This window comes from Nonomuraea sp. NPDC049129, from assembly GCF_040648495.1.
In the GTDB taxonomy this organism is placed as follows: domain Bacteria; phylum Actinomycetota; class Actinomycetes; order Streptosporangiales; family Streptosporangiaceae; genus Nonomuraea.
In genome coordinates, this window is the sequence record NZ_JBEZDU010000011.1 from 69,917 (window position 1) to 95,839 (window position 25,923).

Consider the following 25,923-nt stretch of genomic DNA (forward strand, 5'->3'; position numbering starts at 1 on the left):
TCAGGGTCTGTCTGGACCGCCCAACCGGCGGGCCAGACAGACCCGCCTGTCGCTCGCAACATTAGGAATGTCAGGAAACTCATGGCCAACGTCATCACCGAACTCCTTGACCGGCGCGAGATATTGGAATATCTGACCGGCATCGCAGACGTCGAGGCGGAGTGGGATCTCTATGAAATAGACACCGACGTGGAAGGCTGGATCGGAACCGGCGACAACGGGATCCTGATTAAAGGGCTTGACAGTAAAAGGTGTTTGGTCAAATACGAACTTTGGGATGGCCCACCTCCTCCTCTCCACTCCTGGGACAGGACCTGGTCCGGAAGCGTACGCCTTCATTCCGGAAAAGTGTTCACCGTAAGCGATTATTCTGGCGATTCGTCTTACGGCGCGGAATTCGACCTCGGCAAGCAGGACAGCGTTTGGCAGGTCAGAATCCATCGCAAGTCTCTTAGCCACGAAGAGTTCACTGCGAAGCTCATCAGCTTCACTCTGCTGAAGATACAGTTCTGGTCCGGGTGACAGGCGGGTAGTGAGCTGGCTCACAGGCCACCGCAGAGCTCAGGATGGCCGTGAGGCCGGCGCCCGAGGGCAGCGGGCGCGGCCCCGTGAACGGCCAGCCAGGCGGCGAAAGTGCGTACCCGCAGCAGCCCTAGCAGTTGGAACAGCCGCTGCGCCTGGGGAGGGAGCCCCTGATAACTCAAGTTGAAGCCAGCTCGCACCGTGGTGGAGCGGTACTCCAGCTCGGCCAGTCGTTCCGCTCGTCGGCCCTACCCCGAATACGGCCTCTGGTTGCGACTCCACGTACCGTCAGCGGGTCGGCGGCCGGGGGCGGTTCCACCAGAGGGAGAGGGACAGGGCCGCGGCGATGAGGATGCCACCGCCGGCGGCAAAGGCGGCGGCTGTGTCGACTCGTTGCTGGATGACGGTGAAGCTGCCGGGCAGGGCGGCGAGAGCGCTTTGGAGCTGGTCGGCGTTCTCGGCGCGGTGGTAGGAGCCACCGGTAGTTTGGGCTATCTGCTTGAGTGCGGGCTCGTCGATGGTGCGGGGGTTGCGGCCTCTGTCGAATCCGCCGCGGCCACCGAAGCCGCCACCCCAGCCGCCGAAACCGCCGTCGAACTGTGTGTTGTCGCACACCATCGGGGTCGGGTTCGTGGTGCCGAAGCCGATGGGGAAGACCCGGACGCGGCGCACGGCCGCCTCCTGCGCGGCGATCTCCGGGTCGACGCCCTGGGTGTTGGCGCCGTCGGTGAGCACGACGATCGCGGCACCGGCATAGCCCGCCCCGCCGTCCACGGGTTTCGCCCCGGTGGCGGCGACCGACGGGTCGACCTCCGCGATCGCGTCGATCGAGGTGAGCATGGCCTGCCCGATCGCGGTGCCTCTGGACACGGTGAGGTTGTCCAGCGCCTTGATCAGCGAGTCGGTGTCGTCGGTGGGCGGGACGAGCAGCCCCGCGGTGCCCGCGAAGGTGACCAGGCCGATGCGCGGCCCGCCCCGCTGCGACTCGATGAACTCCACGGCGGCCTTCTTCGCGGCTGTGATGCGGTTGGGGTCGACGTCCGTGGAACACATGGAGCCGGAGGTGTCGAACGCGAGCAGGATCGTCGCCGACTTCATCGGCACCGGCACCGACGCCTGCGGTCGCGCGGCTCCGACCACGAGCAGCGCGAGTCCGGCAATGAACAGTGCCGCGGGGATCTTCCGCGTCCAGCGCGTACGACCGGGCAGGGCAGTCCGTACGAGCGCGATCGAGGTGACACTCACGACGGACCGTCGGCGGCGGCGGCGCGCCCACTCGCGGATGGCGAAGATCAGCGGGATGACCAGTACCGACAGCAGCGCCCACGGCCATGAGAACGACATTCAGATCACCCGTCCAGACCGGAGCACGGTGAGCGCCGCTCCTGCGGCGAGCAGTGCGAGGGCGAGCCCGATCAGCCCGCCGGCGAGGGGCAGCGGCTCGTCGGAGATGGTGAGCCGCAGATCGATCGTGTCGGCGATCCCGTCGAGCCGGGCGGCGTCGGAGGCGGGGCGGTAGGCGCCGCCGGTGGTCTGCGCGATCAAGGTGAGGGTGTCCTCTTCGAGCGAGGTCTGCAGGTGGTAGCCGTCTACCTGCACCGTCGCCCCGGCCGTGGTGCCGACCCCGACCGTGTGGATGTGTACGCCCGCCCGCTGGGCCACGGCGGCGGCCTGTTCGACGCGCGCCTGTTCGACGTCCGCGCCCCGGTTCTGACCGTCCGAGAACATCACGATCGTCGCCGACGGCCAGTAGCCGATGTCAGGCGCGGTACCGTCGCGGCCGATTGCCACCGGCTTGCCGGTGATCGCCGACAGCGAGGCCAGGATGGCCGTCCCCAGCGAGGTGCTGCCGGTGATCTTCAGCCGGTCGATGGCCTTGAGCGCGATCGAATGGTCGGCGTCGGGCCGTGCGGCGGTGAGCGCGCCCCGCTCGAACGCGACGACCCCGATGTCGACGCTGTCGGGCTGCGCCGCCACGAACGCGCGGGCCGCCCGCTGCGCGGCCGCCAGCCGGGTGGGCGCGACGTCGTCGGCACCCATGCTGTTGGAGACGTCGATGGCGAGGATGACGGTGCCCGCGGTCCGCGGGACCGGCACCATGGCCGCCGGTCCGGCGGTGGCGATCGCGAGTACGGCGACGCCGTTGATCGTCAGGCCGATGCCGAGGTACGCTCGGCGGCCGCCCGGCACCGCGACGCCTGCCGCAGCGAGCGCGGCCGTCCGGCGCCGCGCCGAGACGATGGCCGCCCGGGCGAGCGCCGCCGTGACGAGCAGTCCGACGACCAGCAGCAGCGGGGAGGACAGGGTCATGAGCCCTCTCCTTCGCCTTTGATGCGCTCGGTCATGACGACCGGTCCCGGGTTCGGGCGGCTGTTGAGCTCGGTCATGGCGCCCGGTCCCGGGTTCAGGCGGCTGTTGAGCTCGGTCATATCGACCGGTCCTGGGTTCGGGCGACGACCTCGACGAGCGCCTCGGCCAGATCGCGGTCGGTGTCGATGCGGTGGACGGGTACCCCGGCCCGGCGCATGCCCGCCGTGAGCCGGGCGTCGCGGGCGTCGACGGCGGCGCGGAAGCGGACCCGTAACAGCGGGTCGGTGGAGTCGACGACGAGTTGTTCGCCGGTCTCGGCGTCCTCGACCACGATCAGCCCGGCTTCGGGCAGTACGTCGTCGGCCGTGTCCACGATCCGCAGCGCGACCACCTCGTGCCGCCGGGCCAGGCGCTGGAGCGAGCGTTCCCAGTCGCCGTCGCCGATGAAGTCCGACAGGACGACGATGAGGGCGCGGCGGCGCGCGAGCCGTCCGGCCGCATCGAGCATCTCCGCCAGGTCCGTGGTGGCGCCACCGCGCGCCCCAGCAGCGCGTTTGGACGCGCGTCTCGGCTTGCCACCGCGAGCCTTGGAGGTGTGTTCCAGCTCGGCCCCGCGCACCCCAGCGGTGCGTTCCAGCTCGGCGCCGATCCGCAGCGCGTGCCGCCGGGAGGTGCCGGGTGGCACGACACGCAGCATCCCGGTGTCGTACAGCAGAGCGCCAACGCGGTTACCACCCCGGCCGAACAGCCGAGCCAGAACGAGCGCGAGCTCGGCGAGCACGTCGTGCTTGCCGCGCCCCGGCCGACCGGCCGCCATCGACGCCGACCGGTCGAGCACGAGCCACACGGTCAGCTCGCGGTCCTCGGTGAACACGCGCAGGTGCGGCTCGTCCAGCCGGGCAGTGACATTCCAGTCGATGTGCCGGGCATCATCGCCGTCGCTGTAGGCACGCAACCCGGTGAAGTCGATCCCGGAGCCACGGTGTGCGGTGCGGTGGGCGCCCTGGAGCCGGCCGTCCAGCCGGCGGACGACCTTCCACTCCAGGCGGAGCAGGAGCTTCTCGGGGGCGGTGGCCATGGTTCAGCGCTTCTGCAGGACGACGTCGGGCGCCCGAACAGCCCCGAGCACCCTGGTGATGATCGTGTCGGCGTCGACATCGTCCGCCAGCGCCTCGTACGACAGCACGAGGCGGTGACGCAGCACGTCGAGGGCGAGTTCGGACAAGTCGTGCGGCAGGACGTACTCGCGACCGCGCAGGAACGCCAGCGCCCGAGCGCCCGTGACGAGCGCGATGGACGCCCGTGGGCTCGCCCCGTAGGTGACGTACCGTTCCAGCTCGCCGAGTCCGGCCATTGCAGGGGAGCGTGTCACGGAGACCAGCCGTACCGCGTAGTCGACGATCGCCGGATCGACGTACACCTCCTGAGCGCGAGCCCGCATCGCCACCAGGTCCTCGGCCGTCACCATCGGCTGTGGCGGCTCCGGCGGACGCAGCGCCCGTGCGACGATCGCCTGCTCTTCGGCCTGCGTCGGATAGTCGACGACCACCTTCATCATGAAACGGTCGACCTGCGCTTCGGGCAGCGGGTAGGTGCCCTCCGACTCGATCGGGTTCTCCGTCGCCATGACCAGGAACGGCTCCGGCACCTGGAACGTCTCACGGCCGATCGTCACCTGATGCTCCTGCATCACTTCCAGCAGGGCGCTCTGCACCTTGGCGGGGGCGCGGTTGATCTCGTCGGCCAGCAGCAGGTTCGCGAACACCGGGCCGAGTTCGGTACGGAACTCGCCGGAGTGCTGGTGGTAGACCCGCGTACCCACGAGGTCGGCGGGCACCAGGTCAGGGGTGAACTGGACGCGCTGGAAACTCCCGTCGATCGCGGCGGCCAGCGACCGTACCGCGAGCGTCTTGGCCAGGCCCGGCACGCCCTCGACGAGCAGGTGTCCGTCGGCGATCAGCGCGACGGCCATGCGCTCCAGCAGGACGTCCTGCCCGACGATCGTACGTTTGACCTCGAACAGCACCTGTTCGAGCGGATGGGCCGACTCGGGGGACTTGGTCGAGGTCATGGTCTTCCTTCTAGATCTGTGGCCCGCCCGGCGGGCCGTCGCCTTCGGTGCCCAGGGCCACGCCGATCGGCACCGCGAACGCGATCCCGGCGAACGCCTCGTCGCCTCCCGGGTCGGCCATCGAGACCACGATCCCGATGACCAGGCCACGAGCGTTGAGGAGAGGGCCGCCAGAACTGCCCGGGTTCACGGAGGCGTCGAACTGGATGAGCCCGCTCAGGTCGCCTTCTTCGGCGCTCCGGTTCAGGCCCGACACGACGCCGGTGGAGACGCTGTAGGTCAGGCCCAGCGGATTGCCGATCGCCGTGACGGGCGCGCCCACGGCCACGGCGCCGCCGAGCGTCGCCGGGACGACGATCTCCGGCAGTTTCGCGGGCTTGAGGGTCGCGACGTCGCGCTTGGGGTTGGACGACGCGATGGTGGCCTTCGTCTTGGTGCCGTCGGCGAATGTCACGGTGACGTTGTTCTTGTTACTGCCTTTGACGACGTGGTACGCCGTCAGAATCGTCCCGTCCTCGGCCGCGATCACCCCGGTTCCGAGCGATTTCCCGGTCTGGATGACCGCCACCGACGGCCCGACCCTCTTGAAGACCTCGGATGCCGTGAGCGTCGCACTGGGCGTCGGCGTCGGGCTCGGCCTGGGCACGGCGCCTTCGCCGTTCCCACCGCTGTTTCCCAGCCAGTACGCGAGCAGTGCCACGACGACGAGCGCGCCGCCCCAGACGGCGAACCGCCGAGCCCTCCCGGCCACGGCTCCCCGAGCCTCGGCCGCATCAGCCTCCTGCGCCCCGCGCTCCATCACCCCATATTCATAAAAATAAGTCGAAAGAGCTATAAATCCCGCCTTAGAACTCCCTGAGAAACGGTCCTGGTTGGACACCCGGCGATCTCGGATACTTGGCGCATGTCCATGATTTCCAAGGTCTTATTAGGGGTGACTGTCCTCGGCGGCCTGCTCACAGGCTGCAGTGGTGGCAGCCCGACCGCGTCCAGCTCACCCGCACCCGCCACAACGGCCGGATCAAGCGCGCCGCCCACATTGACCGCGACGACCGCACTGGCCCGGCCGTTCGCTCTGCCGAAGAGCTGTGACGATCCCCGGATGGTCGCGGCCATGGGCGCGTTGATAAAAGGGAAGAAGTTCAGCAAGCGGTACGACGCCAGCGGCGCGCTGACCTGCTCGTGGGGGAAGAAGATTCCCGCGGCCTCGGTGACGGTCGCCCTTCCGTCGGCGCCACCCAAGTACAAGGACTTCCCTCAGGTCGAGGTCCCCGAACTGGCCACGCTCGGCGTCGAAGCGCAGTCCGGCGGCACCGAGATCGCCCTTGGCAACCGGTCCCTGTACAACCAGGTGTTCGTGGTCACCGCCCCGCAGTTCCGGCTGACCGTCGATCAGCTGAGCGAGAAGCGCCGCGACGACGACCTACGCGAGGCCGCCGTCGCCCTCACCACGTGGCTGATGTCGTAGCCACTGTTCGTTTGAGGCGTACCCGCCTGTCGGTCGCCCAGACGGCCAGCGCGCAGGCCGCGAATCCGGCCCCGAGGAGACTGGAGCCCGCCCAGCCGTACGCGGTGAAGATGGCGGTGGTCGCGGCGGCACCGAGGGCGGAGCCGAGCGAGTAGAAGACCATGTAGCCGCCGATGACACTGCTGGTGCGCTCCGGATGCGCGGCGGCGAGCAGGTGCTGGTTGCTCACATGTACGACCTGGACCGCGAAGTCGAGAACCACGATTCCGACGATGAGGAGCCACAGCGACCACGGCAGTTGCGCGATCGCTGCCCACGAGAGGATGAGCAGGGTGAGCGCGAGACCGGTGACCGGGACCGCCCGTCCTGCGTCCGCCCACCGTCCCGCGCGTGCCGCACCGAGTGCGCCGGCGAGTCCGGCGATGCCGAACAGTCCGATCTGGCTCTCGCTCAGCTGCCACGGCGTGTCCGCCAGCGGCAGGGACAGTCCGCTCCACAGGGTTCCGAACGATGCGAACAAGAAGAACGCGATGAGCCCGCGCGTCAGGAAGACGCGCTGCCCGAACAGCCCGCCGAGTGAGACGTACCCCCTAGGTCGGTTGGGGCGGACCTCTGACGGCAGCACCAAGAGGACGAGGGCCGCCAGCCCGAGTGACAGCACCGCGAGCACGGCATAGACGCTCCGCCAGCCCCACACCTCGGCGAGCGTGCCGGTGACGACCCGCGCGCCCAGGATGCCGACCACAACGCCCGAGGTCACGACGCCGATGTTCCGTCCGCGTTCGGCGGGCGGCGAGACCGACGCGGCGTAGGCCACCGTGGTCTGCACCACGACCGCGAACACCCCAGCCATCGCGAGGCCCACGAACGCCACCCATGCGGCTGACGCCGAGGCCGTCAGGATCACGCCCACCGCGGTAAGCGCCAGGTGCGCGGCGATGAGTCGGCGCCTGTCGACCACATCGCCAAGCGGTACCAGCAGCACCAGCCCTGCCAGATAGCCGAACTGGCCGGTCGCAACGATCCACCCAGTGAGTTCCGCTGACACACCGAGATCGCGTCCCATCGGCTCCAGAACCGGCTGCGCGGCATAGATGCTCGCCACCGCGACACCACACACCACCGCGAGCAGCAACCGTCGCCACACGTCCATCGCACTCCAAACCCAATCAGTAGCAGATTGCAACCAATTTGACCGTACGGCATAATGGTTTCAATTCGCAACCGATTGGGAGGTGCCGTGCCGAGCATCACCAACCCGGACTGGACCGACCCCGAGTGCCCCGTCGCCCGCACGCTCGACCTCGTCGGTGACAAGTGGAGCCTGCTCGTCATCCGCGACGCGATGGACGGGGCACGATCGTTCACCGAGTTCCAGCGACGGACCGGCATCGCCCGCAATATCCTCACCGACCGCCTCCGCAAGCTCATCGCTCACGGGCTCCTCGCCCAGCGCACCGCGCCATCGGGGCGCCGCCAGGAATACGTGCTCACCGACGTCGGCCGCGACCTCTTCCCGGTCATCCTCACCCTGCGGCAGTGGGGAGAACGCCACGCCTTCGCCCCCGGCGAGACCCACTCCACCCTTGTCGACCAGCACGGCACCCCGGTGCCGGAAATCGCGCCGACCAGCGCCGACGGCACCCTCCTCGGCACGGAGACCACCCACGTGCAGAAGTCCCGATAAAGCCTCGGCGTAACATGCCGGCTCAGGACGCGCCAAGCTCCCGGCTGCTCTCGACCCGGAAAGAGCTGCCGTCGGGGACCAGGTTGAGCCTGCTCACAGTCCCGTCCGTGCCGAGGCGGAACACCCGGGCGCCCGTCGCGGTGAGTGCCTCCAGGGCGATGGCGCGCGTACCGTTGCCCGACGCGGCCGACAGCAGCGTCGTCGTCCGGCCGGACGGCCACTCCCCCGTCGTCATCTCGGCCGAATCCGGCTGCGGGCTCGGCGGCCAGACGTGGTCCAGCTTCCACACCGTTCCGACGCTGCGCATCTCCATGACCACGCCGCCGAGATGGTAGTCGGAGGTGGAACCCTTGGTCGTGTTGATCTGGCCCCAGACCAGCACGACGACCCGATCAGCCCGTGCCGCGATGATTCCGCTCTCGGATGCCACCGCGCGCTGCACGATCTTCTCATCGCGGATCTGCCGCGCCTGGTCCTGGAGGTGGCCGGTGTACTCCACGCCCGCACGTCCGGTGGTCGCGTCATCCACTGCCCGGAGGTCCTTGTCGAGCGTCTTGTAGTCGAAGCTGTTGATGATCGTGTAGGCGGTCCGGGCCGTTGCCCCGGCCTCCAGGGCGTAGAGCGGTGGCGGTGCGAGGACACCCAGGCTCCTAGTCTCCGCGCTTGCCGGTCTGCCCTGGTCGCCGGACGACCCTTTCCACATCGCCGCACCGAGTCCGCCCGCGAGTAGTACGACAACCGCCGCCACCGCGATGATCCATCCCCACCACCAGCCGCGCGACGGCGTCGGTGCCGGTACCTCGGCAGGCTTCAGCGGGGTGCGGTCGACCAGGTGATAGAGGAGGTCCTGGGCGGACGGGCGGAGGGCTGGGTCCTTGGCCAGGCAGGTCTGGAGGATCGCGCGTAGGAAGCCGTCCAGTTCGGTGTCCGGGCCCAGGTCGGGTTCCTGATGGAGTACGCGGTAGACGACGGTCGGCACCGCGTCGTCACCGAATGGAGGACGGCCGGTCGCGGCGTAGGCGAGCGTCGCGGCCCATGAGAAGACGTCGGCGCCGGGAGCCGGTGGATGTCCGGCCAGTTGCTCGGGTGCGATGAAGGCGGGCGTGCCGGTGATGAGGGCGTTCGTGGTGGGGCCGCCGACGGCGTGGGCGAGGCCGAAGTCGACGACGCGGGGGCCGTCCGGGCCAATGATCACGTTGCGGGGGGACAAGTCGAGGTGGGCGACGCCCGCGCGATGGATCGCGGTCAGCGCCGTGGCGGTGGCGACGGCCAGCCGTTCCAGCGCCCCGTCGCGCAGGGGACCCTCGCGCCGGACGAGTTCGGCCAGAGATGGGCCGGGGACGTACTCGGTGACGATGTGGGGCGGGTCGGCGGTCAGATCGGCGTCGAGCACCTGGGCCGTACAGAACCCGGAGACCCTGCGCAGCAGGTCCAGTTCGGCCGCCATGCGATGCCGGGCGGCCTCGTCGGAGATCCGGGGGAGCGCTTTCACGGCGACCTGCCGTCCGTCGTTCCCGGTGGCGAGGAAGACGACGCCCTGGCCGCCCGCGCCGAGTCGGCCGAGCACCCGGTAGCGGCCGATCCGTTCCGGATCGCCTGGGCGGAGGGGCAGGCTCATTTGGTACGCCGCTCGAACATGGATCGATTGTCCTTCGGCGAAGTGACGTCCTCCAGCTTCCAACGCCCGTCGACCCGACGCAGATACAGCCGGTACGCCACGACCTCGTGGTCAGGGGCCTTGGCCGAGTCGCCGAGGTGGATCAAGGTCGCGACGTCGGGCCCGTCGAACCGTTCGAAGGCCGTACCGATCTCCCGGTATTGCCAGGTCCACCAGGTGGGAACCTGAGCGTCGGGGACGGCGGCCAACTCTCGCCACCACTGTTCGGCCCGTCCCGTGGTGCAGCGATCGAAGAAGTCCGGACGCTCTTCCAGGCGCGGCCCGTTGATGAACGCCTCGGTCTGGCAGTGGGCGGCGTCGGTGACCATCTGCCGTACCTGCGCGGTGGGCCACGCGGCGTCGGCCGGAGCCGGGGAGCCGGACGGTGTGGTTCGCGCGTAGTCCATCTTCCAGCCCGCGCCTGCGGGCACCATCTCGGCGAACAGCAGCGGGTCCTCCGATTTCGTCGGGGTTCCGTTGCGGGTGATGGCGCTGAGTCCGGTGACGATGACCGACACCCGCTGCGGCGACGCCCACACGATGCCCACGGCGGTCGCCCGCGCGGTCTGCTTCGCCTTCGCGGCTACCACCGCGTTCTTGGAATTGGCGACCAGATGCTGGTAGTCCTGCGCCGCTGTCCCGGAGAGCAGTGTCAGCGTACGCCGCTCGCCGGCGTCGTAGTCGGTGTAGTCGAGGCTGTACCAGGCCTCGAAGGCCGTCCGTGCCGCCCCTGCCGCGGCTTGGGAGTATCCCGGAGGTTCGTTGGTCGTCGCGGGCTCCGTGACCGTCGTCGTTGTCTCGTTTGTTCTCGCCCACCAGAGCGCGCCGCCCGCCAGGATGAGGGCCGTGGCGATCGCGCTCGACACTAATATCGTGCGCCGCGCCCATCTTGTTGGTTTTCGTACGGCAGGACGCGGCGCGGTTGGGGGGCCGACGCCGAGATCCATGATGGACAGTGGGAGCTCGGCTGCCGTGGGACGGTCGGCGGGATCCTTGGAGAGGCAGCGCCCGACCAGGGGGCGGAGATGACCTGGCAGGGAGCCGAGGTCGGGCGGCTCGTTGAGCACGCGATACAGGACGGCGGGCAGCGAGCCGGCCTCGAACGGGGAGCGGCCGGTGGCGGCGTACACCATGGTGGCGCCCCAGGCGAAGATGTCGGCGGCCGGGCCGAACTCCTCACCCCGGATCTGCTCGGGGGCCATGTAGCGGGGAGTGCCCACTTGGGCGCTGGCGAGGGCGGCGCCGTCTTGGAGTACGCGGGCGATGCCGAAGTCGATGACGCGTGGGCCGTCGCGCCCCAGGAGGACGTTCTGCGGTTTGAAGTCGCGATGGACGATGCCCGCCCGGTGAATCGCGATGAGGGCCGTGGCCGTGGCCACCGCGAGCCGGTCGAGCTCGGCTCCCGTGAGGGGCCCGAGTTCGGCGACGAAGGCGTGGAGGGATTGACCGGCGACGTACTCGCTGACGATGTACGGCGGGTCGGCCGTCACATCGGCGTCGAGGACCTGCGCCGTACAGAAGCTGGAGACGCGCCGCAGAATGGCGAACTCGCGCTCGAACAGGCGGCGGGCATCGGAACCCACCTCGGCGTTGATCACCTTCAACGCCACCTGGGCGCCGTCCGGCGCGTTGGCCAGATAGACGATGCCTTGGCCGCCGGCCCCGAGCCGCCCCGTCAACGCGTAACGTCCGACGTGCTTCGGGTCGCCTGCGAGCAGCCCTTCAACGCTCATCACCGCACAGGGTAATGGTCGTTCAACCTACCGGCCAGAGTGGCGCCGTCATGCGGACAAAGGCCCAGCTCACCCCCTGGCGGCTCATGGCGCCCGCAGGCTCCAGAACCGCGAGCGCGCTTGTCAGCGCGGGCCGACGAGCGCCGAGCCGAAGACCCACGAAGACGTCTGGTTGATGAAGTCTCCCGGGAATCCCAGCGCGAAGCTGGTGGCCTGTTCCAGACTGTCGATGCTTTCGGGCGGCAGGGTGAGGTCGGCGGCGGCGAGGTTGTCGCGGAGTTGGTCGGTGCTGCGCGCCCCGACGATGGGGTGGACGGCATGGGAGCGGCTCGCCGTCCAGGCGATGGCCACCTGCGAGGGCGTGGCACCGAGGTCGTGGGCGACGTCCTGTACCACTCGGGCGACGGCGTGGTCACGAGCCGAGAGCGATTCGGCGCTGAGCCGGCCACCGGTCGCGGGTCCACCGGCGCGGGTGTACTTGCCGGACAGCACGCCGCCGCCCAGCGGGCTCCACGCGGTGACGCCCAGCCCGAGCGACTCGGCCATGGGCAGCAGCTCGCGTTCGATGTCACGCTGGAGCAGGCTGTACGGCACCTGGAGACCGATGAACGGACTCCAGCCGTGCCAGTGCGCCAGCGTGTTCGCCCGGGACACGATCCAGGCGGGGGCGTCGGAGATCCCCACGTACAGCACTTTGCCCGCCCGGACCGCGTCGTCCAGCGCACGCATGGTCTCCTCGATCGGCGTGGCGCGGTCCCACATGTGCACCCAGTAGACGTCCACGTAGTCCGTGCGCAGCCGGCGCAGGCTGGTCTCCAGCGACGCCCGCAGGTTCTTGCGATGGTTCCCGGCCGCGTTGGGGTCGGTGCGGTCGCGTGAGACGGTGTACTTCGTGCCGAGTACGAACGACTCGCGCCGGCCCTCCAGCAGCTCGCCGAGTATCTGCTCGCTCGCCCCGTCGCGGTAGTTGACGGCGGTGTCGATCATGTTGCCGCCGGCTTCGGCGTACAGGTCGAGCATTCGCCGGCACTCCGGCAAAGGCGCGCCGACGCCTCCCTGCTCGCCGAAGGTCATGGCGCCCAGGATCAGCTCGGAGACCCGCAGACCGCTCGCGCCCAGCGTGCGGTACCTCACGCCGTCGCCGATCCGCTGAACAGCTCCGCGGCACGGGAGGCGATCTCGTCGTGCGGCACGTCCCGGATGTGCTGGTCCAGTGCCCAGCGATGCCCGAACGGGTCGAGCACCTGGCCGGTGCGCTCACCCCAGAAGGCGTCGTGCACCGGCTCGAAGACCGTGGCTCCCGCCTTCAGCGCTCGTGCCCAGGCCGCGTCGACATCCGAGACAGGAAGGTGAAAGGCGGCGGAGGTGCCACCGAGGGCGGCCGGGGAACGCATTCCCAGCGCCGGCATCTCCGCGGCTACCGCGAGGACAGTGTCGCCGATCAGGAGGTCGACGGTCAGCGTGCGGCCGCCGGGAAGAGTGATGCGGTTGGTCTCGCGCGCGCCCAGAGCCTCGGCGTACCAGGCTGCGGCATGGTCGGGGTCGGTGACGACCAGGTGGATTGCTATGTGTGCCATAAACCGTGACCATACACAATGTATGGACATAACGTCCAGACGCATCGTCCGTACAAGGCGGTCATATGCTGGGTCGCATGTCCGCCAAGCGCACCGCACACTCCGCCCGCCGATCTGGAGCCGCGCCGGCCGCCGCGGAGCTTCGGGAGCGCATCATGTCGGCGACGCGCGAGCTGCTGGACGAGCGGCGCTTCGACGCCCTGAGCGTGGCCGACATCCTGGCCGCCGCCGAGGTCTCCCGGGCCAGCTTCTACTTCTACTTCCCGAGCAAGCAGGCCGTACTCGGCGAGCTGGTGCGCGCAGCCGTGACGCAGGGGCAGCAGGCGGCGCAGCCCTGGATCGACGGGCAGCAGGACCCGGCGGCCGCGCTCCGGGCCGGGGTGAGCGACGGCGCCCGGCTGTGGCGCGCCAACGCGGGCGTCCTCATGGCGATCGTGGAGAGCTGGGGCTCCGACGAGGGCCTGCGGGCCCTGTGGCTTGAACAGATGGACCTGTTCACCGAGGCCGCCGCAGTCCGCATCCGATCCGACCCGGAGGCGCTCCGACAGCTCGGCGACGTCGATGTACGAGCCGTGGCCGCCTCACTGACCTGGCTGGGAGAACGTCTCTACTACCTCGCCGCGGCCGGGGTGCCGCCCTTCGACAACGAGGAGGTTCTCATCGACGTCCTCACCAATGCCTGGACCGCGATGCTCTACGGCCGGTCGGCCCCGGAGCGGTGAGCGCCCAGGGACCCGACGTCAGCGGCTGAGCGGCTTGACGTCACCCTGACCACGAGCTGGAGATCGTCATCGGCCGCCAGTGAAAACCGGGTGACATTTCGCATCACTCACCGGAATGCTGGGGCGGGGGCGATGAGTTTTGTCGGTGGTGCCGGTCAGTCTTTGCGTGACCACAACATCGTGTGAGCCCGATGACCACATCATGTCCGACAACCCAGATAGAGGTGCCGTGTTCAGCCCAGAGCTCGACTCACCCGCCAAAACCGCGACCGCCGTTTCGGGTCGCACCCCGGCCGTGATCCGGCTGCTGGTGCTCGCCACGTTCGTGGTGATCCTCAACGAGACGATCATGATCAATGCGATCCCTCGGTTGATCGAAGCGCTGCACATCACCGAGCAGACCGCGCAATGGCTCTCGACCGCCTTCATGCTGACCATGGCCGCGGTGATCCCGATCACCGGATGGTTCCTGCAGCGGGTGTCCACTCGCAGTGCGTACACCACCGCTATGGGGCTGTTCCTGGCCGGCACGGCGTTGGCCGCCATCGCGCCGTCGTTCGAGGTGCTGCTCGGCGCCCGCATCATTCAGGCGTCGGGGACGGCGGTGATGATGCCGCTGCTGATGACCACGCTGATGCAGGTGGTGCCCGAGGAGGAGCGGGGCCGGGTCATGGGGAACGTCACCCTGGCCATCTCGGTCGCGCCCGCGATGGGTCCGGCGGTCTCGGGGGTGATCCTGCAATTCGGGTCGTGGCGGCTGCTGTTCGCCGTGGTACTGCCCATCGCCGCCTTGATCACCTGGGGTGGCCTGAAGCAGCTCAAGAACGTCGGAGAGACCGAGTTCAGCACCATCGACTGGTTGAGCGTCGTGACTGCGGCGGCCGGCTTCGGCGGCTTGGTCTTTGGGCTCAGTCGGTTCGAAGGTGGTGATGTCGGCGTCGCCGCCGCGATCGTGGCGGCCGGTCTGCTCGCCATCGCCGTCTTCGTGGTGCGGCAGTTGTCGTTGCAGAAGCGCGGCACGCCGCTGCTGGACCTGCGGACCCTGCGCCACCGCACCTACACGGTCGCGCTGATCATGATGTCGGTGGCCTTCATGGCGATGCTCGGCTCGATGATCCTGCTGCCGCTGTACCTGCAGAACATCCGCTTGCTCACCCCCCTGCAGACCGGACTCCTCGTGATGCCGGGCGGCCTCGCGATGGGGCTGCTCGGTCCGATCGTCGGCCGCCTGTTCGACAAGTACGGCGGCCGGGTTCTGGTCGTCCCCGGCGCGATCGGCATCACGCTCGCGCTCGCCGGCTTCACCCAGATCACGATGACCATGCCGTTCTGGCAGCTCCTCGGTCTGCACGCGCTGCTGATGGTGGGTCTGGCCGCGACCTTCACCCCGGTGTTCACCATCGGGCTCGGCGCGGTTCCGCCGCCGCTCTACTCCCACGCCAGCTCGATCCTGAGCACGTTGCAGCAGGTCTCCGCGGCCATCGGCACGGCGCTCGTGGTCACCGTGATGAGCGCGCGAGCCGAAACCCTGAGATCCGAGGGAGTCACGCAGGTGCTCGCCACTCTCAACGGCATGCGGCTGGCCTTCATCATCGGCGCGTTGCTGTCCGTGGCCGTGATCGTCACCGCTCTGCTCCTCCCGGCCCGCGCGGACGGCGCCGGCGAGCACGGGGACCGGCCGATGCACGCGGCGTGACGGCGGTGGCGAGCTCTGACAGCAGCGCATCCCACACACCGTTACGGGTTGCCCGCTCTCCCCGCGCCCGGGTCATCCTGTGCTGCCCACACCGTCAGAGTTCGGGCGGGTCCGCCGATGCGGCGCCAGGTGCCGGTGTCGCGGGACCAGCGGAGGATCTGCGAGCGGTCTTGAGTCAGGACGTATACCTCTCGTCGGCCGACCCGCACCTCCGCGCCCGCTGGGCCGATGTCCTGCCAGTTCTGGTTCTTGGCGTCGGTCCCCGGCTCCGTGAGCACGCGCAGCCGCTCGCGCGACGGGTCGGTGGAGAAGAGGCCGGCGGCGCCTCCGTACAGGTCGTCGGCCGGGCCGGCCGCGTAGACCCAGGGTGGTCGCGCTCCCGCGAGCCAGCGGTTGACCGTGGTCCGTTCCGGGGTGAGGCCGTACAGGTGCCGGTCGGTGAGGGCGAACGAGGCGCCCGCCGTCCCGACGAAATCCCACTGGCCGGGGCGGCCCAGGTAGGTGAAGATCCGGCCGTCGTTCGGGTCGGTCGCGAACAGGCCCGGCTCACCGCCGTACAACCGCGCCGCCGGGCCGCCTATCTGAGTCCATGACGTGCCGTGTCCGTCCCAGATGTGTACGGCCTGACGGTCCGCGGCCAGCCGGTAGACATGTGTGCCGCTGACCGCGAGGTCGCCGCCCGGTTCGCCGATGGGGAACCAGTAACCGGGACGCCCTCCGTACGCGTAGAGCAGGTTGTCCATCCCGGTCGCGAACAGGCCCGCAGGTCCGGACCAGAGCTGCCTCGCGGCGGCGCCGATCCTGGTCCACCGGGTCGCGTCCCATTGGAAGATGCCACGGCCGCCTGGTCCGATGGCGAACACGCTGGTGCCCGTGAGCGGCGCGGCCGTCGGGGCATCACCGACCTCGGGGGCGCCCGGCGCGCTCGCGGCGGTGTCCATGCTGCTGGCCGGGCCTAATCCGAGCAGCAGCATGAGCACCGCGAGGATCACGATTCCGGCTCCACCGCTGTTGAGCATGTTGCGCGTCAGGGGGCGTGGGCGCTGGCTCCCGGCCGATGCCGCTCTCCCAGCCGATGCCGCTCTCGCGGCCAGTACCGGTCCCGCTGTCGGCGCAGGCTCCAGACTCGGTGGGCGCTCTGGGGCCTTTATGGGCTCCGGGGCCTTTGCGGGCTCTAGCGCTGCCGAGGGTCCGGTGATCGACGGCGAGGCCGCTGGGGCGGGCGTCTGGAGTGGTCCCTCCAGGGCCGCCTGGTGCAGCCGCGCGGCCGTCTCCATGCGTACCTGGCGGGTGCGTTCGTCCGGCGTGCGGTCCCGTACCAGCCGGCGCAGCAGTTCCAGCGGGATGATCTTCTGGCCGGAGCGGTACTCGCCCCAGAGCGTCTTGCCCACGTGGTAGCGCCCGGCGAGCTCGCGGACGGTCATCCCGCTGGTCAGCGTCAGCAGGAACTCCGCCAGCGCGTTCGCCTGCTCCGTGCTCCCTCTCGGCCTGCCCTGGGGCCTGCCTACCCGGCTGCTCATCGCGGTCGCCTCCCTCCCGCTCCCCTCTCTCTGATGATCAGTTGAACAGAACGGTTGTCCGCGGACAACTCATTGTCCGGACTTAACCAGCGATTTCATGCCGAACCGGTTCCGGACAACCGCCGCGCCCGTCAGCCTCCGAAGTACCGGGCCTTTTACCAAAGATTCCGGCCAACCGTACCCAAGGAGGTTCTGAGCATGAGCTTCAGCGACAACGAGCGGATGAGCAGGCTCACGGCACGATTCGCCGCAGCAGCCCTGCTCGCGACCGCCCTCAGCGCGTTACCGGCCTCCGCCTCCACCGCGGGGAGCGGGTACACCCCCGAGCAGGTGTGCGGCAGCGGCTTCGGGAAGGTGGCAGGCGGCACCCGGACGGTGACCGACGAGAGGCGCATCGTCCGGGGCTATGTCTACCTGCTCTACAACGCGCGTACCGGGGAGAACTGCGTCGTCACCATCAAGTCGAGTTTCGTGGGGCAGCCCACCCTGACCAGGGCGACCCTCTTCGTCAAGGTCGCCGGCCGAAACGACGCCGACAAGTTCGAGGACCAGGGAGCCTACAAGTACTACGCGGGTCCGGTGAAAGCGCAGGCCAAGGACATCTGTGTCGCCTTCAATGGGCTTGTCACCAACCTACGCGCCAACGAGAATTCTTCGGCTTCCAGCGTCCAGGCCTTCGGCGGTTCGACGAGCTTCGGAAACTGCGGCACCCAGCGTATGCGTAAAAGGGGGATCCGCTAGGTCAAGCCGCTGCCGGCCCGAACAGGCGGTCCAAGTGGTAGTCGATGATCTTGATGGCGGCCTCGCGGCTGCGCTGCCCGCTGAGGACGCTGGAGGTCAGGCCGTTGACGAGAGCCAGCAGGCCGGCGACTTCGATACGCGGGTCACGATCGGGGTCGATCTCCCCTGCCTGCTGCGCGGCGGTCATCCGTACGGTGAGAAAGTTCTCCAGTGCATTGGGCAGGGTAAGCCCGGCCGCGGCGAGCGCCGGGTCGGTGAGGGCGGCGGTGTAGTAGGCGGTCCAAGCCAGCGAGTCCAGGCGGCTCTGCTCGTCGGAGGGAATGATCACGCCGAGGACGGCGGCGAAAACGTCTCGCGTGGACAGCCCCGCCGCCGCAGCGGCAGCCCGCTGCTTGACCCGGCGATCCATGCGGGCGCCCAGCTCGGCGAGGCCGGAGTCGAGCAGGGCCTGCTTGTTCTTGAAGTAGTACTGGACGACGCGCAGCGAGACCCCGGCCTCGGTGGCGATCTCACGCATCGACACGGCCCGCAGGCCGCGGGTGCCGGCGATGCGCAGCAGCGCCTCGGTCAACTGGCGCCGCCGCGCATCATGGTCCACCTGTTTGGGCATGCCGATTTCCTAGCTGTGCTTCGACGTTGCGATGCCGAGCCGTGCCTGGCCGGGAAAGGCAAGAATCCGCTCGACGACCAGGTCCGGGGCTTCGACGGGCAGCGCGTGTCCGGTGCCGGGCACGATCTCCACCCGCCACGACGGCGCGATCTCGGCCAGCCGCGCGGCCACCGCCTGCGCGTCGTGCATCGCGCTGCGGGCGCCCAGCAGCACCTGTATGGGCACGGACAGCTCGCGCACCTGCTCGTCGGTGTAGACGGGCGGGATGGGCAGGCGCCGGCGGAAGGACCGGCCGGCCGCCACCAGCTTCATCAGCACGTCCTCGCGTAACGTGCCGTTGCCCACTGCGTCAGCGACACGGCGTCGCAGCGCACGAGGAAACAGGGCGGCCATACCGCCGACGATGAGCCACCGGAGAAACCGCCCGGTCATCGGCGCGAAGCCAGCCGGGTCCACCAGGGTCAGCGCCGCGACCCGGCCGCCCCCGCCGAGCTGCTGTTCCACCGCGGTCCAGCCGCCGTAAGAGGCACCCACCACATGTGCGCGCTCAGCACCGGTCGCGACCAGGACGTCGGTGAGCCAGCCACCGACCTCGGCACCGGTCGCGAGCGGCTGCCTCTGGACCGAGCGGCCGGGCTCGCCGAGCGGGTCGACGGCGAGGACCGGACGCATGCGTGCCAGCGGTTCCATGTAGCGGTACCAGGCCAGTGCGTTCCCGCCGGAGCCGGCCACGAGGACGATGGGGTTTCCCGTGGCGGGCCCGGCCCGGAGGATCCGCACGCTGCCGGCGCGGGTCTCCACATCGATGGCGTCCACCGGCACCGGCCACAGCTCGCCGAGCACCCGGTCGTAAGCGGCGTAGTACTTGTCGCGGGCAGAGTCGCTGGCAAAGGCGGATGGCCGGTCAGGCATGCGCATGGTGACCTCATCTTCCGAATGGATACAGTCGTATCCTAAACGGTCCCCAACGAGGCGGCGCCGCGTCGTTCGAAGTCGTCGTTCAGCAGTTTGAAGAAGGTGTCGCCGCGGACGATCTCAAAGGGGTCGGTGAGCAGGGTGCCGAGCTCGGCGACGTCGGCCGGTGTCCAGTTCCAGGCGTTGATCGCGCCCGCGATGAACAGCGGTGATTTCCCGTCCCAGCCCTCGATGTGCTTCTGCAGCGTGTCGCGATATTCCCGGGCCTTTCCCTGAGGGGAGTAATTGCCGATCAGCGGGATGCCGGCCAGGCGGGTCCGCAGGTCGCCGCTTTCCCAGGATTGGATGATGCCGCGCACCGGGGTGTTCTTTCGGTACGAGCCGGCGATGCGCTCGTCGAACGCCACCCAGCCGGTGTTCTCCGGGTTGCGATAGTTGTAGGCGTAGACCAGGTCCATGCCGGTGTCGCGCAGGAAGCGGCCGCTGAGTTCGGTGTAGGCGTCCAGGTCCTTGGCCGGCCAGGATCCCGGGTAGGTGTAGCCGGCGCCGGAGGGGCCCGAGATCAGCAGGTCGTTGGCGGTGGCCGTGCGCTGGTAGTACGCCAGGAGCGCGGGGCCGATGTCGGCCAGCAGGGGGCTGACGGTCCAGTTCACCGGCACGGCGCCGCGTTTCGGGTCGTCCCAGAGTTCGCGCATTCTGCGCTGGCAGTACTGGATGTTGTCGCCCTCGCCGAAAGTGAGGGTGAGGTAGACGCGGTTGCGTAACGTGGCCGCCGGTCTCGGTCGTACGCTATTGGAGACCTTCGCGGCGACGCCCGCGTGCACGGTGGCGTTCATGTAGTAGTCGGCGGGCACCACTTCGACCGCGTGCTGTGAGGCGCGGTCCACGCCACCCCATTCACCCGCCACGTCATTGGAGAACCAGCCCGCATAAGGGGTGGTGGGCTTCACCTTGCTGAGAATCTCGTCGAGTAACTTGCCCGTTTCCCCTGAGGGCGGCAGCCAGAACACCATCGCGCGCATCGCCGCCGCGTAGTCCCGGAAATACGGGAAGGGCTCCACCCGGGTGGGCGCGGTGGTGGCGGCCGTGACCAGGAATTGGTTCCACAGGTCTACCTCGACCAGGAGCTGCTGGGTCCCGGCCGGTGCGGTGAATCGGTAGATGAAGTAGCCGCCGCCGTCGGAGAAACGGTTGGCGTCCCCGCCGATGGAAGAATTGAGGCCGTCGAACAGGTACGGGGCCTCGGCCTCCGTACCCGGGATGAAGGACACGATCTCCTTGCCGTCGGCCTTCACCTTCACCGAGCCGACCGAGGCGCCCCAGCCGTCGTCGCCGAGGGAATCCTGGAAACGCAGATACACGCCGTCCTGGCCGGAAAGCTCCTGGCTCAGGTCGAAGGTGCGGACCGCCCTGTTGGAGGAGTCACGAATGCGCTCGCTCTCGCGGGCGATCTCGCGCCACTGAACGCCGTCCACGCGTACCGTCCTGGTCGGCGGGAGTCCGGTGAGCAGCGCGTGCGTGCAGCGGGGAAAAAGGTGGTCGAGCTGCCATCGGTACGTCCCCAGAATGTCGTCGGCTTTGAAACGCCCACGCAGGTCGGTGATGATTCTGAGGCCGTACTGGCTCGCCTGCTCGGCGGTGGCGGCGACGGCGTTCTCCAGCCCGGCCAGCGTGGTGGCGACATTCACGGAATCGGGCACGGCGGGGTCGTGCACGATCGCTCCGCGCACCTCGTTCTTGTAGCGGGCGACGAGGTCGAGCGGCCGGTCATGGCGCGTTACCGCGGCGCCGGTGCTGGACAGCCAGCGCAGGTCGTAATTGGCACTGTCGTAGTTGAAGTAGAGACGCGGCTGCCGCCGGTTGACGATTCCCTGGAGGGTGGTCAGCAGCAACTGGTCGTTTCCGTGAAGCGTGCTGACGTCGGCGAAATCGAGCCGGGTGGGACGGCCGAAGTTCGGCAGAAGGGGGACTCGAGTTGAGGCGGCGGCCGGGCTGGGGAGTGTGATTCCGAGGCCGCCGGCCGCGAGGACCACGCCATTCGCCCACAGGAAAGTACGTCGTGACACCATCAGCGATCGCTGCTCCTAACTGGAGGGACCGGGACTGACATCGTTGTCATCTCGCAGCGAACTTAACCGGCTGACGAAATGTTGTCCATGGTGTAAATGCGGCGAGTGACGAGCAAACGCTTGGTAGAGTCAACGCGTGCTGCTGGAGGGCAAGGTCGCGGTCGTCACGGGGGCGGGTCCCGGGCTGGGGCGGACGCTGGCGGGGCTGTTGAGCGAGGAGGGCGCCAGGGTCGTCGTGGCCGCCCGTACCGCCGCGACCGTGGCGAAGACGGCCGACGAGGTGCCGGGCGTGCTGGCCGTACCCGCCGACGTGACCCGGATCGACGACGTACGGCGGCTGGCCGACACGGCGATCGAGCGGTTCGGCCGGGTGGACGTGCTGGTCAACGCCGCCTTCCCCGGCTCGCACCGCAGGAACGTACTCGACATGTCCGTCGACGACCTGGAGACCTGGCGCGGGGCCGTCGAGACGGGCGGTTACGGCACGCTGCTGGCCTGCCGGTTCATCGCGCCGCACATGGTGGCCCAGGGCTCCGGCTCGATCGTCAACATCACCTCTATGTCGTCCCGTACGGGCTACGCGGGGCGCAGCGACTACGCCGCGGGCAAGGCCGCCGCGCACCTGCTGTCACACTGCCTGGCCGACGAGCTCGGGCCGCATGGCGTACGAGTGAACTGCGTCGCGCCCGGCTGGATCGCCAGCGAGCTGCTTGATGACTGGATGCGCACCCGGGCGGCGGCGGAAGGCGTCGCGTTCGAGGAGATCCTCGCGCGCGACGTCTCGGCGATGGCGCTGCGTCGCATCGCCACGGAGGAGGACGTGGCCCGCGCCGTCATCTACCTGGCCTCCGACCACGCCAAGGCCATCACGGGCGCGACCATCGACGTCAACGGCGGCCAGCTGTTCACGTGACAGCCTCCGACGATATATGGCGCTTTATCGTACTGAGATCCACTCTTTTCGCTACTGTCACATCCGTCCCTTACGAGAGGAACACCACGGATGCGACGCTTACCCGCCGTTCTCACCGCCGCGCTCGCCGCGACCTCGCTCCTTTCCGCCCCCGCCCCCGCCCTCGCCCTCGCACAACCAGCGCAGGCGACCAAGGGGCAGGCGACCTTATATGAGCTCCAATCGGGAGGCGGCAACTGCTCGTATCCGTCACGTCCCGCCGGCGACCTCTATGTCGCGCTCTCCCCCGGTGAGTACGCCGCCGCCGCTGCCTGCGGCGGCTACGTGGACGTCACCGGACCGAAGGGGACAGTCCGGGTCAAGGTCGTCGACCAGTGTCCGGAGTGCCAGGCGGGACACATCGACCTGAGCCGTACGGCCTTCGCCCGCGTCGCGGACCCCGCCAAGGGCCTGGTGGGCGTCACCTACCGCCCGGTCGCCAACCCGAAAGTCGGCCAGCCGCTCTCCTTCCGCGTCAAGGAGGGATCGTCGCAGTGGTGGCTGGCGCTGCTGGTCATCGACCACGGCAACCCGCTCACCTCGGTCGAGGTGAAGTCCACCGGCGGCACCTGGCGCAAGCTCGCCCGCGCCAACTTCAACTACTGGATCGCCGAGTCCGGCGCGGGCCAGGGCCCCTTCTCCGTGCGGGTCACCGACACCCGCGGCCACCGGGTCACGGCCAATGGCGTCCGACTTTCCCCCGCCGCCATTCAGCGCAGCACCACCAAGATGTACTGACAATTCTTTCTCGCATACAGTGAATGATCATGCGGACCTCGGCCATGGCAGTCGCGGGAATGGTGATCGTCGCGGTCGCGGTCGCGATTTCCGCTGTAGTGCTCGTCCTGTCAGCGCCGGCTGGCAGGACCGTCCCATCGGCACCCGCCGCCTCCCAGCAGGTCACCGAAGAGGACGAGGAAGACGGGGAACGGGTAGCTCCCGGGACAGCATGGTCGCTGTCGCTCGACGGGGAGACCCGCCAGAGCCTCGTCGACGTCACGCAAAACGCGGGTGCGCGGGCCGCGCTGAGTGGGAGCGTATATTTCGGTGCCGTATACGGGCAGAGCGAAGCCGAGGACGATTACTATGCGATCGCCATGGCCGACAGGATCCACTTCTGGAGCAAACATGGCGGCGATGCCTGGCGTTATAGGGGCGACTTCGAAAAGGCGGGCTGCATAGCCCCGGTGCCGTCCAGGCTGTACACCGCATGGGGCTTGAGCCTCTCGACGGCACGGCCGGACGGCCGGCCTCCTTGCCCTGACGCTCAATAGGTAGACGCCAGAGCCTTGAGCGTGGCCGCGCCGCCGGGGTCGCGGTCCGTGCTCACCGGCACCAAGGCGACCTCCTCCACCCCGGCCGCCGCATAGGCCGACAACCGCGCAGCGACCGCGTCCACGTCGCCGAGCAGCGAAACCGAGGCGACCAGCTCGTCAGGCACAGCGGCGAACAGCTCCCGGGGATGCGGCCGGGTGCGTGCGAAGGCGACGACGTCGGCGAAGCCCGCCTCGGCGAACATCTCGCCGTACCCGGGAGCGGGTAAGTACCCGACCACCGCCCGCCGGATGCGATCGATGGCCTCGCGGTCGGGGTCCACGGCGGCGGTGACCCAGGCGGCCACGGACGTGGCCGGATTGACGGCGCGCAACTGGGCGACCAGCCGTCCGGCCGAGGCAGGCGTGATCAGGTTGAGCACCATGCGGTCGGCCAGGGCGGCGGTCCGGACGGCCGACGGCCCGAAGGCCGCGACCGACAGTCGCGAGCGCGGGGCGGGCAGCCGGAGGCGATAGCCGTTGCTCGACACGCTCGTTCCGGTGAAGTCGGAGCGCTCGCCGGCCAGCAGCGGCCGGAGGGCCTCGACGGCTTCCCGCAGCGCGGTCGCGGATCGGGCGCGCGAACGCCCGTGCCAGCCCTCCACGACGAGCGGGCTGGAGGTGCCCACGGCGACGTCCACCTGCCGTCCGGTCAGCGCGGCGACCGAGGCCGCCCCCATGGCGATCATCATCGGATCGCGTACGGACACCGCCAGCGGGCCGATGGTGAGACCGACCCGCGAGGTGGCCAACCCGACGGCGGTGGCCAGGGCGAAGGCGTCATAGGTGGCCATCTCGCCGATCCAGAGCGACGGATAGCCGAGCTCGTCGGCGGCGCGGGCCGTCAGCAGAGCCTCTTGCGCGGGCCGATCCTGCCACAGCCCGAGGGAGACCGTCAGCGAAGGATTCACGCCAGCTGCTCTGCCCGTACCCAGGTGGCGTGGAAGCCGAGCGGGACCCGCTGCGGCAGCAGCACGCGGGCGATCGGGCCCTCGGAGATCCGGGCGGCGTGCAGGATCTGCACCTCGGAGCGGCCCTCCCGCTCGTCGGTGACGAAGCTGACCAGGTAACCGTCGTCCTCGCCGGTCGAGCCGTCGCGGGGGGCGAAGGGCGCCTCGCTGCCGTACCGGCCGGGGCCGTAGGAGTAGGTCTCCTTGGCGCCGGTGACGTTGTCGTAGCGGACCAGGCCGTCGAAGAGGTTGGTCTCGGCGTCGGCCACGGTGACGTTGTAGGCGTACCGCGTGGGGTGGCCGGTGGAGCGCGTGTCGATCGAGGGGAACTCGGTGTTGTGGTCGGCGTCCACGTACTCCTCCGAGGTGCGGCCGGTCCGCAGGTCGAAGCGGTAGCGGTACATCCGCGCGTCGAGCTTCAGATAGGAGATCATCCGCGCCAGCGGCGAGCCGGTGCTGGACGGCGCCGGGCGTGAGACCCGGCAGACGTCCAGGACGATCTCGTCGCCCTCCTCCCAGGCGTTGACGACGTGGTAGATGTAGCACGGCTTCGCCTCGAACCAGCGGATCTCGTCCGCCTGACCGCGTCGCGGGAGCACGCCGAAGCGGGCGGGCAGCTCCCCGTCGAAGGTCAGCTTGTAGCGGCCCTGCCGGGCGGCGTCGAGGTCCTGGTAGAGCGGCAGGTCCATGAGGATCGCGTGGTTCCGCGTGATCGCCATGTCGTGCGGCAGCCGCGCCCCCGGCAGGTCCAGTTCCACGCTGTGCTCGACGCCGCCGCCGGGCCCGACCACGCCATAGCGCAGGTACGGCGGGCGCGGCCCGTAGTCGAACCAGAACAGCTCTCCGGTGCGCTCGTCCACCTTGGGATGCGCCATGAAGTCACCGTTGAGCGTGTCGAGGAAGGTGTCGACGCCGAGGGTCTCCAGCGAGAGCGGGTCCAGACTGTACGGCGCGCCGCACAGATACCACGAGGCCAGCACCCTGCCCCGATGGAAGATCACATCGGTGTTGGCCGTGTCCTTGAAGGGCAGGCCGCGCGCGTTGCCGAACGGGTTGCCCTTCGGGTTCTCCATCACGCCGGTCCAGAGCGAGCGGCCGGCGGCCGACTCCGCCTCGAAGGCCCTGGTACGCACCCAGCGGTTGCGGTAGCGGGCCCGGCCGTTCTCGAAGTGCACGGCGTGCACCATGCCGTCGCCGTCGAACCAGTGGTATCGGCCCGTCACCGGAAAGCGGGCGTTGGGACCGTTGCGGAGGTAGACGCCGTTGAGGTCCGCGGGAATCCGCCCGATCACCGTGAGCTCGTCCGCGGTGATCTCATCCTGGACCGGGGCGTAGACGCCCAGCAGGTACGGGTTTGGCTCGCCCGATTCATCCGTCATCACGACAATGTCGGCCATGCCCTGGAAGCTA

The 25,923-nt window shown here is 69.1% G+C and carries 26 protein-coding genes; 9 read left to right on the top strand and 17 right to left on the bottom strand.

Annotated features, from left to right (window positions below):
* The first annotated feature begins 81 nt into the window (after nucleotides 1-81).
* Nucleotides 82-522: a hypothetical protein gene (locus AB0B64_RS31915; RefSeq protein WP_357943398.1), complete on the top strand. Its 441-nt coding sequence runs from the start codon at nucleotides 82-84 to the stop codon at nucleotides 520-522.
* Between the two features lie 288 nt (nucleotides 523-810).
* On the opposite strand, the gene AB0B64_RS31920 is transcribed toward AB0B64_RS31915, so the two are convergent.
* Genes AB0B64_RS31920 through AB0B64_RS31945 form a run of 6 tightly spaced genes read right to left on the bottom strand, consistent with a single transcriptional unit; the run spans nucleotide 811 to nucleotide 5,702 of the window.
* On the bottom strand, nucleotides 811-1,866 hold the full coding sequence (locus AB0B64_RS31920; RefSeq protein ID WP_358181636.1) for a VWA domain-containing protein: 1,056 nt from the start codon (nucleotides 1,864-1,866) through the stop codon (nucleotides 811-813).
* A complete protein-coding gene (locus tag AB0B64_RS31925) occupies nucleotides 1,867-2,832 on the bottom strand; it encodes a VWA domain-containing protein (protein ID WP_358181639.1) in 966 nt (321 codons plus the stop codon).
* Nucleotides 2,829-2,951 carry a hypothetical protein gene (locus AB0B64_RS31930; protein ID WP_358181642.1) on the bottom strand — a complete coding sequence of 41 codons (123 nt, stop codon included), beginning with the start codon at nucleotides 2,949-2,951 and terminating at the stop codon, nucleotides 2,829-2,831. Before AB0B64_RS31930 ends, AB0B64_RS31925 begins: the two co-directional genes overlap by 4 nt.
* Nucleotides 2,948-3,910: a DUF58 domain-containing protein gene (locus tag AB0B64_RS31935; protein WP_358181645.1), complete on the bottom strand. Its 963-nt coding sequence runs from the start codon at nucleotides 3,908-3,910 to the stop codon at nucleotides 2,948-2,950. Before AB0B64_RS31935 ends, AB0B64_RS31930 begins: the two co-directional genes overlap by 4 nt.
* A 3-nt stretch (nucleotides 3,911-3,913) precedes the next feature.
* Nucleotides 3,914-4,903: a MoxR family ATPase gene (locus AB0B64_RS31940; protein WP_358181648.1), complete on the bottom strand. Its 990-nt coding sequence runs from the start codon at nucleotides 4,901-4,903 to the stop codon at nucleotides 3,914-3,916.
* A 10-nt stretch (nucleotides 4,904-4,913) separates the two neighbouring features.
* Complete coding sequence (locus AB0B64_RS31945) at nucleotides 4,914-5,702, bottom strand: trypsin-like peptidase domain-containing protein (protein WP_358181652.1); 789 nt, start codon at nucleotides 5,700-5,702, stop codon at nucleotides 4,914-4,916.
* Between the two features lie 105 nt (nucleotides 5,703-5,807).
* Here AB0B64_RS31945 and AB0B64_RS31950 point away from each other — a divergent pair, with 105 nt between their 5' ends.
* Nucleotides 5,808-6,371, top strand: a complete 564-nt coding sequence (locus AB0B64_RS31950) for a hypothetical protein (protein ID WP_358181655.1) — start codon at nucleotides 5,808-5,810, stop codon at nucleotides 6,369-6,371.
* Here the strand turns inward: AB0B64_RS31950 and AB0B64_RS31955 are convergent.
* Nucleotides 6,349-7,524, bottom strand: coding sequence for an MFS transporter (locus AB0B64_RS31955; RefSeq protein ID WP_358181658.1), 1,176 nt, complete (start codon nucleotides 7,522-7,524; stop codon nucleotides 6,349-6,351). The genes AB0B64_RS31950 and AB0B64_RS31955 overlap by 23 nt on opposite strands.
* An 87-nt stretch (nucleotides 7,525-7,611) precedes the next feature.
* Here AB0B64_RS31955 and AB0B64_RS31960 point away from each other — a divergent pair, with 87 nt between their 5' ends.
* Nucleotides 7,612-8,058 (top strand): helix-turn-helix domain-containing protein, encoded by a 447-nt coding sequence (locus AB0B64_RS31960; protein ID WP_358181661.1) that lies wholly within the window; start codon nucleotides 7,612-7,614, stop codon nucleotides 8,056-8,058.
* A 22-nt stretch (nucleotides 8,059-8,080) separates the two neighbouring features.
* Here AB0B64_RS31960 and AB0B64_RS31965 read toward each other — a convergent pair whose 3' ends face one another.
* From AB0B64_RS31965 to AB0B64_RS31980, 4 genes are all read right to left on the bottom strand, one after another.
* Entirely contained in the window at nucleotides 8,081-9,676 is a 1,596-nt protein-coding gene (locus tag AB0B64_RS31965; RefSeq protein ID WP_358181664.1) for a serine/threonine-protein kinase, read from the bottom strand.
* A complete protein-coding gene (locus AB0B64_RS31970; protein ID WP_358181667.1) occupies nucleotides 9,673-11,448 on the bottom strand; it encodes a serine/threonine-protein kinase in 1,776 nt (591 codons plus the stop codon). The genes AB0B64_RS31965 and AB0B64_RS31970 overlap by 4 nt, the downstream gene beginning before the upstream one ends.
* A 123-nt stretch (nucleotides 11,449-11,571) precedes the next feature.
* A complete protein-coding gene (locus AB0B64_RS31975) occupies nucleotides 11,572-12,582 on the bottom strand; it encodes an aldo/keto reductase (protein WP_358181670.1) in 1,011 nt (336 codons plus the stop codon).
* Nucleotides 12,579-13,025, bottom strand: coding sequence for a VOC family protein (locus AB0B64_RS31980; protein WP_357943374.1), 447 nt, complete (start codon nucleotides 13,023-13,025; stop codon nucleotides 12,579-12,581). The genes AB0B64_RS31975 and AB0B64_RS31980 overlap by 4 nt, the downstream gene beginning before the upstream one ends.
* 77 nt (nucleotides 13,026-13,102) lie before the next feature.
* Between AB0B64_RS31980 and AB0B64_RS31985 the strand changes: the two genes are divergently transcribed.
* Together AB0B64_RS31985 and AB0B64_RS31990 are read left to right on the top strand one after the other, a co-directional pair.
* Nucleotides 13,103-13,747: a helix-turn-helix domain-containing protein gene (locus AB0B64_RS31985; RefSeq protein ID WP_358181673.1), complete on the top strand. Its 645-nt coding sequence runs from the start codon at nucleotides 13,103-13,105 to the stop codon at nucleotides 13,745-13,747.
* Nucleotides 13,748-13,976: 229 nt separating this feature from the next.
* Entirely contained in the window at nucleotides 13,977-15,443 is a 1,467-nt protein-coding gene (locus AB0B64_RS31990) for an MDR family MFS transporter (protein WP_357943370.1), read from the top strand.
* A 41-nt stretch (nucleotides 15,444-15,484) separates the two neighbouring features.
* Here the strand turns inward: AB0B64_RS31990 and AB0B64_RS31995 are convergent, their stop codons facing one another.
* A complete protein-coding gene (locus AB0B64_RS31995) occupies nucleotides 15,485-16,963 on the bottom strand; it encodes a hypothetical protein (protein WP_358181676.1) in 1,479 nt (492 codons plus the stop codon).
* Nucleotides 16,964-17,161: 198 nt separating this feature from the next.
* Here AB0B64_RS31995 and AB0B64_RS32000 point away from each other — a divergent pair, with 198 nt between their 5' ends.
* Nucleotides 17,162-17,704, top strand: coding sequence for a hypothetical protein (locus AB0B64_RS32000; RefSeq protein ID WP_358181679.1), 543 nt, complete (start codon nucleotides 17,162-17,164; stop codon nucleotides 17,702-17,704).
* Nucleotide 17,705: 1 nt separating this feature from the next.
* Here the strand turns inward: AB0B64_RS32000 and AB0B64_RS32005 are convergent, their stop codons facing one another.
* From AB0B64_RS32005 to AB0B64_RS32015, 3 genes are read right to left on the bottom strand one after another with little or no spacing between them, the layout of a single operon-like run.
* Nucleotides 17,706-18,314, bottom strand: coding sequence for a TetR/AcrR family transcriptional regulator (locus AB0B64_RS32005; protein ID WP_358181682.1), 609 nt, complete (start codon nucleotides 18,312-18,314; stop codon nucleotides 17,706-17,708).
* 9 nt (nucleotides 18,315-18,323) lie between these two features.
* Nucleotides 18,324-19,232: an alpha/beta fold hydrolase gene (locus AB0B64_RS32010; protein ID WP_358181684.1), complete on the bottom strand. Its 909-nt coding sequence runs from the start codon at nucleotides 19,230-19,232 to the stop codon at nucleotides 18,324-18,326.
* Between the two features lie 35 nt (nucleotides 19,233-19,267).
* A complete protein-coding gene (locus AB0B64_RS32015; protein WP_358181687.1) occupies nucleotides 19,268-21,298 on the bottom strand; it encodes a GxGYxYP domain-containing protein in 2,031 nt (676 codons plus the stop codon).
* A 136-nt stretch (nucleotides 21,299-21,434) separates the two neighbouring features.
* Between AB0B64_RS32015 and AB0B64_RS32020 the strand changes: the two genes are divergently transcribed.
* From AB0B64_RS32020 to AB0B64_RS32030, 3 genes are all read left to right on the top strand, one after another.
* Nucleotides 21,435-22,211, top strand: coding sequence for an SDR family oxidoreductase (locus AB0B64_RS32020; RefSeq protein WP_358181690.1), 777 nt, complete (start codon nucleotides 21,435-21,437; stop codon nucleotides 22,209-22,211).
* A gap of 90 nt (nucleotides 22,212-22,301) precedes the next feature.
* On the top strand, nucleotides 22,302-22,988 hold the full coding sequence (locus tag AB0B64_RS32025; protein ID WP_358181693.1) for an expansin EXLX1 family cellulose-binding protein: 687 nt from the start codon (nucleotides 22,302-22,304) through the stop codon (nucleotides 22,986-22,988).
* 23 nt (nucleotides 22,989-23,011) lie between these two features.
* Nucleotides 23,012-23,524: a hypothetical protein gene (locus AB0B64_RS32030; RefSeq protein WP_357943354.1), complete on the top strand. Its 513-nt coding sequence runs from the start codon at nucleotides 23,012-23,014 to the stop codon at nucleotides 23,522-23,524.
* Here AB0B64_RS32030 and AB0B64_RS32035 read toward each other — a convergent pair.
* Nucleotides 23,518-24,474, bottom strand: a complete 957-nt coding sequence (locus tag AB0B64_RS32035; RefSeq protein WP_358181695.1) for an LLM class F420-dependent oxidoreductase — start codon at nucleotides 24,472-24,474, stop codon at nucleotides 23,518-23,520. The genes AB0B64_RS32030 and AB0B64_RS32035 overlap by 7 nt on opposite strands.
* Nucleotides 24,471-25,910, bottom strand: coding sequence for a carotenoid oxygenase family protein (locus AB0B64_RS32040; protein ID WP_358181698.1), 1,440 nt, complete (start codon nucleotides 25,908-25,910; stop codon nucleotides 24,471-24,473). Before AB0B64_RS32040 ends, AB0B64_RS32035 begins: the two co-directional genes overlap by 4 nt.
* Nucleotides 25,911-25,923 lie beyond the last annotated feature (13 nt).

Coding starts and splice junctions, on each gene's coding strand:
- AB0B64_RS31915 (WP_357943398.1), top strand. CDS start 82: ATGGCCAACGTCATCACCGAACTCCTTGACCGGCGCGAGATATTGGAA.
- AB0B64_RS31920 (WP_358181636.1), bottom strand. CDS start 1,866: ATGTCGTTCTCATGGCCGTGGGCGCTGCTGTCGGTACTGGTCATCCCG.
- AB0B64_RS31925 (WP_358181639.1), bottom strand. CDS start 2,832: ATGACCCTGTCCTCCCCGCTGCTGCTGGTCGTCGGACTGCTCGTCACG.
- AB0B64_RS31930 (WP_358181642.1), bottom strand. CDS start 2,951: ATGACCGAGCTCAACAGCCGCCTGAACCCGGGACCGGGCGCCATGACC.
- AB0B64_RS31935 (WP_358181645.1), bottom strand. CDS start 3,910: ATGGCCACCGCCCCCGAGAAGCTCCTGCTCCGCCTGGAGTGGAAGGTC.
- AB0B64_RS31940 (WP_358181648.1), bottom strand. CDS start 4,903: ATGACCTCGACCAAGTCCCCCGAGTCGGCCCATCCGCTCGAACAGGTG.
- AB0B64_RS31945 (WP_358181652.1), bottom strand. CDS start 5,702: ATGGAGCGCGGGGCGCAGGAGGCTGATGCGGCCGAGGCTCGGGGAGCC.
- AB0B64_RS31950 (WP_358181655.1), top strand. CDS start 5,808: ATGTCCATGATTTCCAAGGTCTTATTAGGGGTGACTGTCCTCGGCGGC.
- AB0B64_RS31955 (WP_358181658.1), bottom strand. CDS start 7,524: ATGGACGTGTGGCGACGGTTGCTGCTCGCGGTGGTGTGTGGTGTCGCG.
- AB0B64_RS31965 (WP_358181664.1), bottom strand. CDS start 9,676: ATGAGCCTGCCCCTCCGCCCAGGCGATCCGGAACGGATCGGCCGCTAC.
- AB0B64_RS31970 (WP_358181667.1), bottom strand. CDS start 11,448: ATGAGCGTTGAAGGGCTGCTCGCAGGCGACCCGAAGCACGTCGGACGT.
- AB0B64_RS31980 (WP_357943374.1), bottom strand. CDS start 13,025: ATGGCACACATAGCAATCCACCTGGTCGTCACCGACCCCGACCATGCC.
- AB0B64_RS31985 (WP_358181673.1), top strand. CDS start 13,103: ATGTCCGCCAAGCGCACCGCACACTCCGCCCGCCGATCTGGAGCCGCG.
- AB0B64_RS31995 (WP_358181676.1), bottom strand. CDS start 16,963: ATGAGCAGCCGGGTAGGCAGGCCCCAGGGCAGGCCGAGAGGGAGCACG.
- AB0B64_RS32000 (WP_358181679.1), top strand. CDS start 17,162: ATGAGCTTCAGCGACAACGAGCGGATGAGCAGGCTCACGGCACGATTC.
- AB0B64_RS32005 (WP_358181682.1), bottom strand. CDS start 18,314: ATGCCCAAACAGGTGGACCATGATGCGCGGCGGCGCCAGTTGACCGAG.
- AB0B64_RS32010 (WP_358181684.1), bottom strand. CDS start 19,232: ATGCGCATGCCTGACCGGCCATCCGCCTTTGCCAGCGACTCTGCCCGC.
- AB0B64_RS32015 (WP_358181687.1), bottom strand. CDS start 21,298: ATGGTGTCACGACGTACTTTCCTGTGGGCGAATGGCGTGGTCCTCGCG.
- AB0B64_RS32025 (WP_358181693.1), top strand. CDS start 22,302: ATGCGACGCTTACCCGCCGTTCTCACCGCCGCGCTCGCCGCGACCTCG.
- AB0B64_RS32030 (WP_357943354.1), top strand. CDS start 23,012: ATGATCATGCGGACCTCGGCCATGGCAGTCGCGGGAATGGTGATCGTC.
- AB0B64_RS32040 (WP_358181698.1), bottom strand. CDS start 25,910: ATGGCCGACATTGTCGTGATGACGGATGAATCGGGCGAGCCAAACCCG.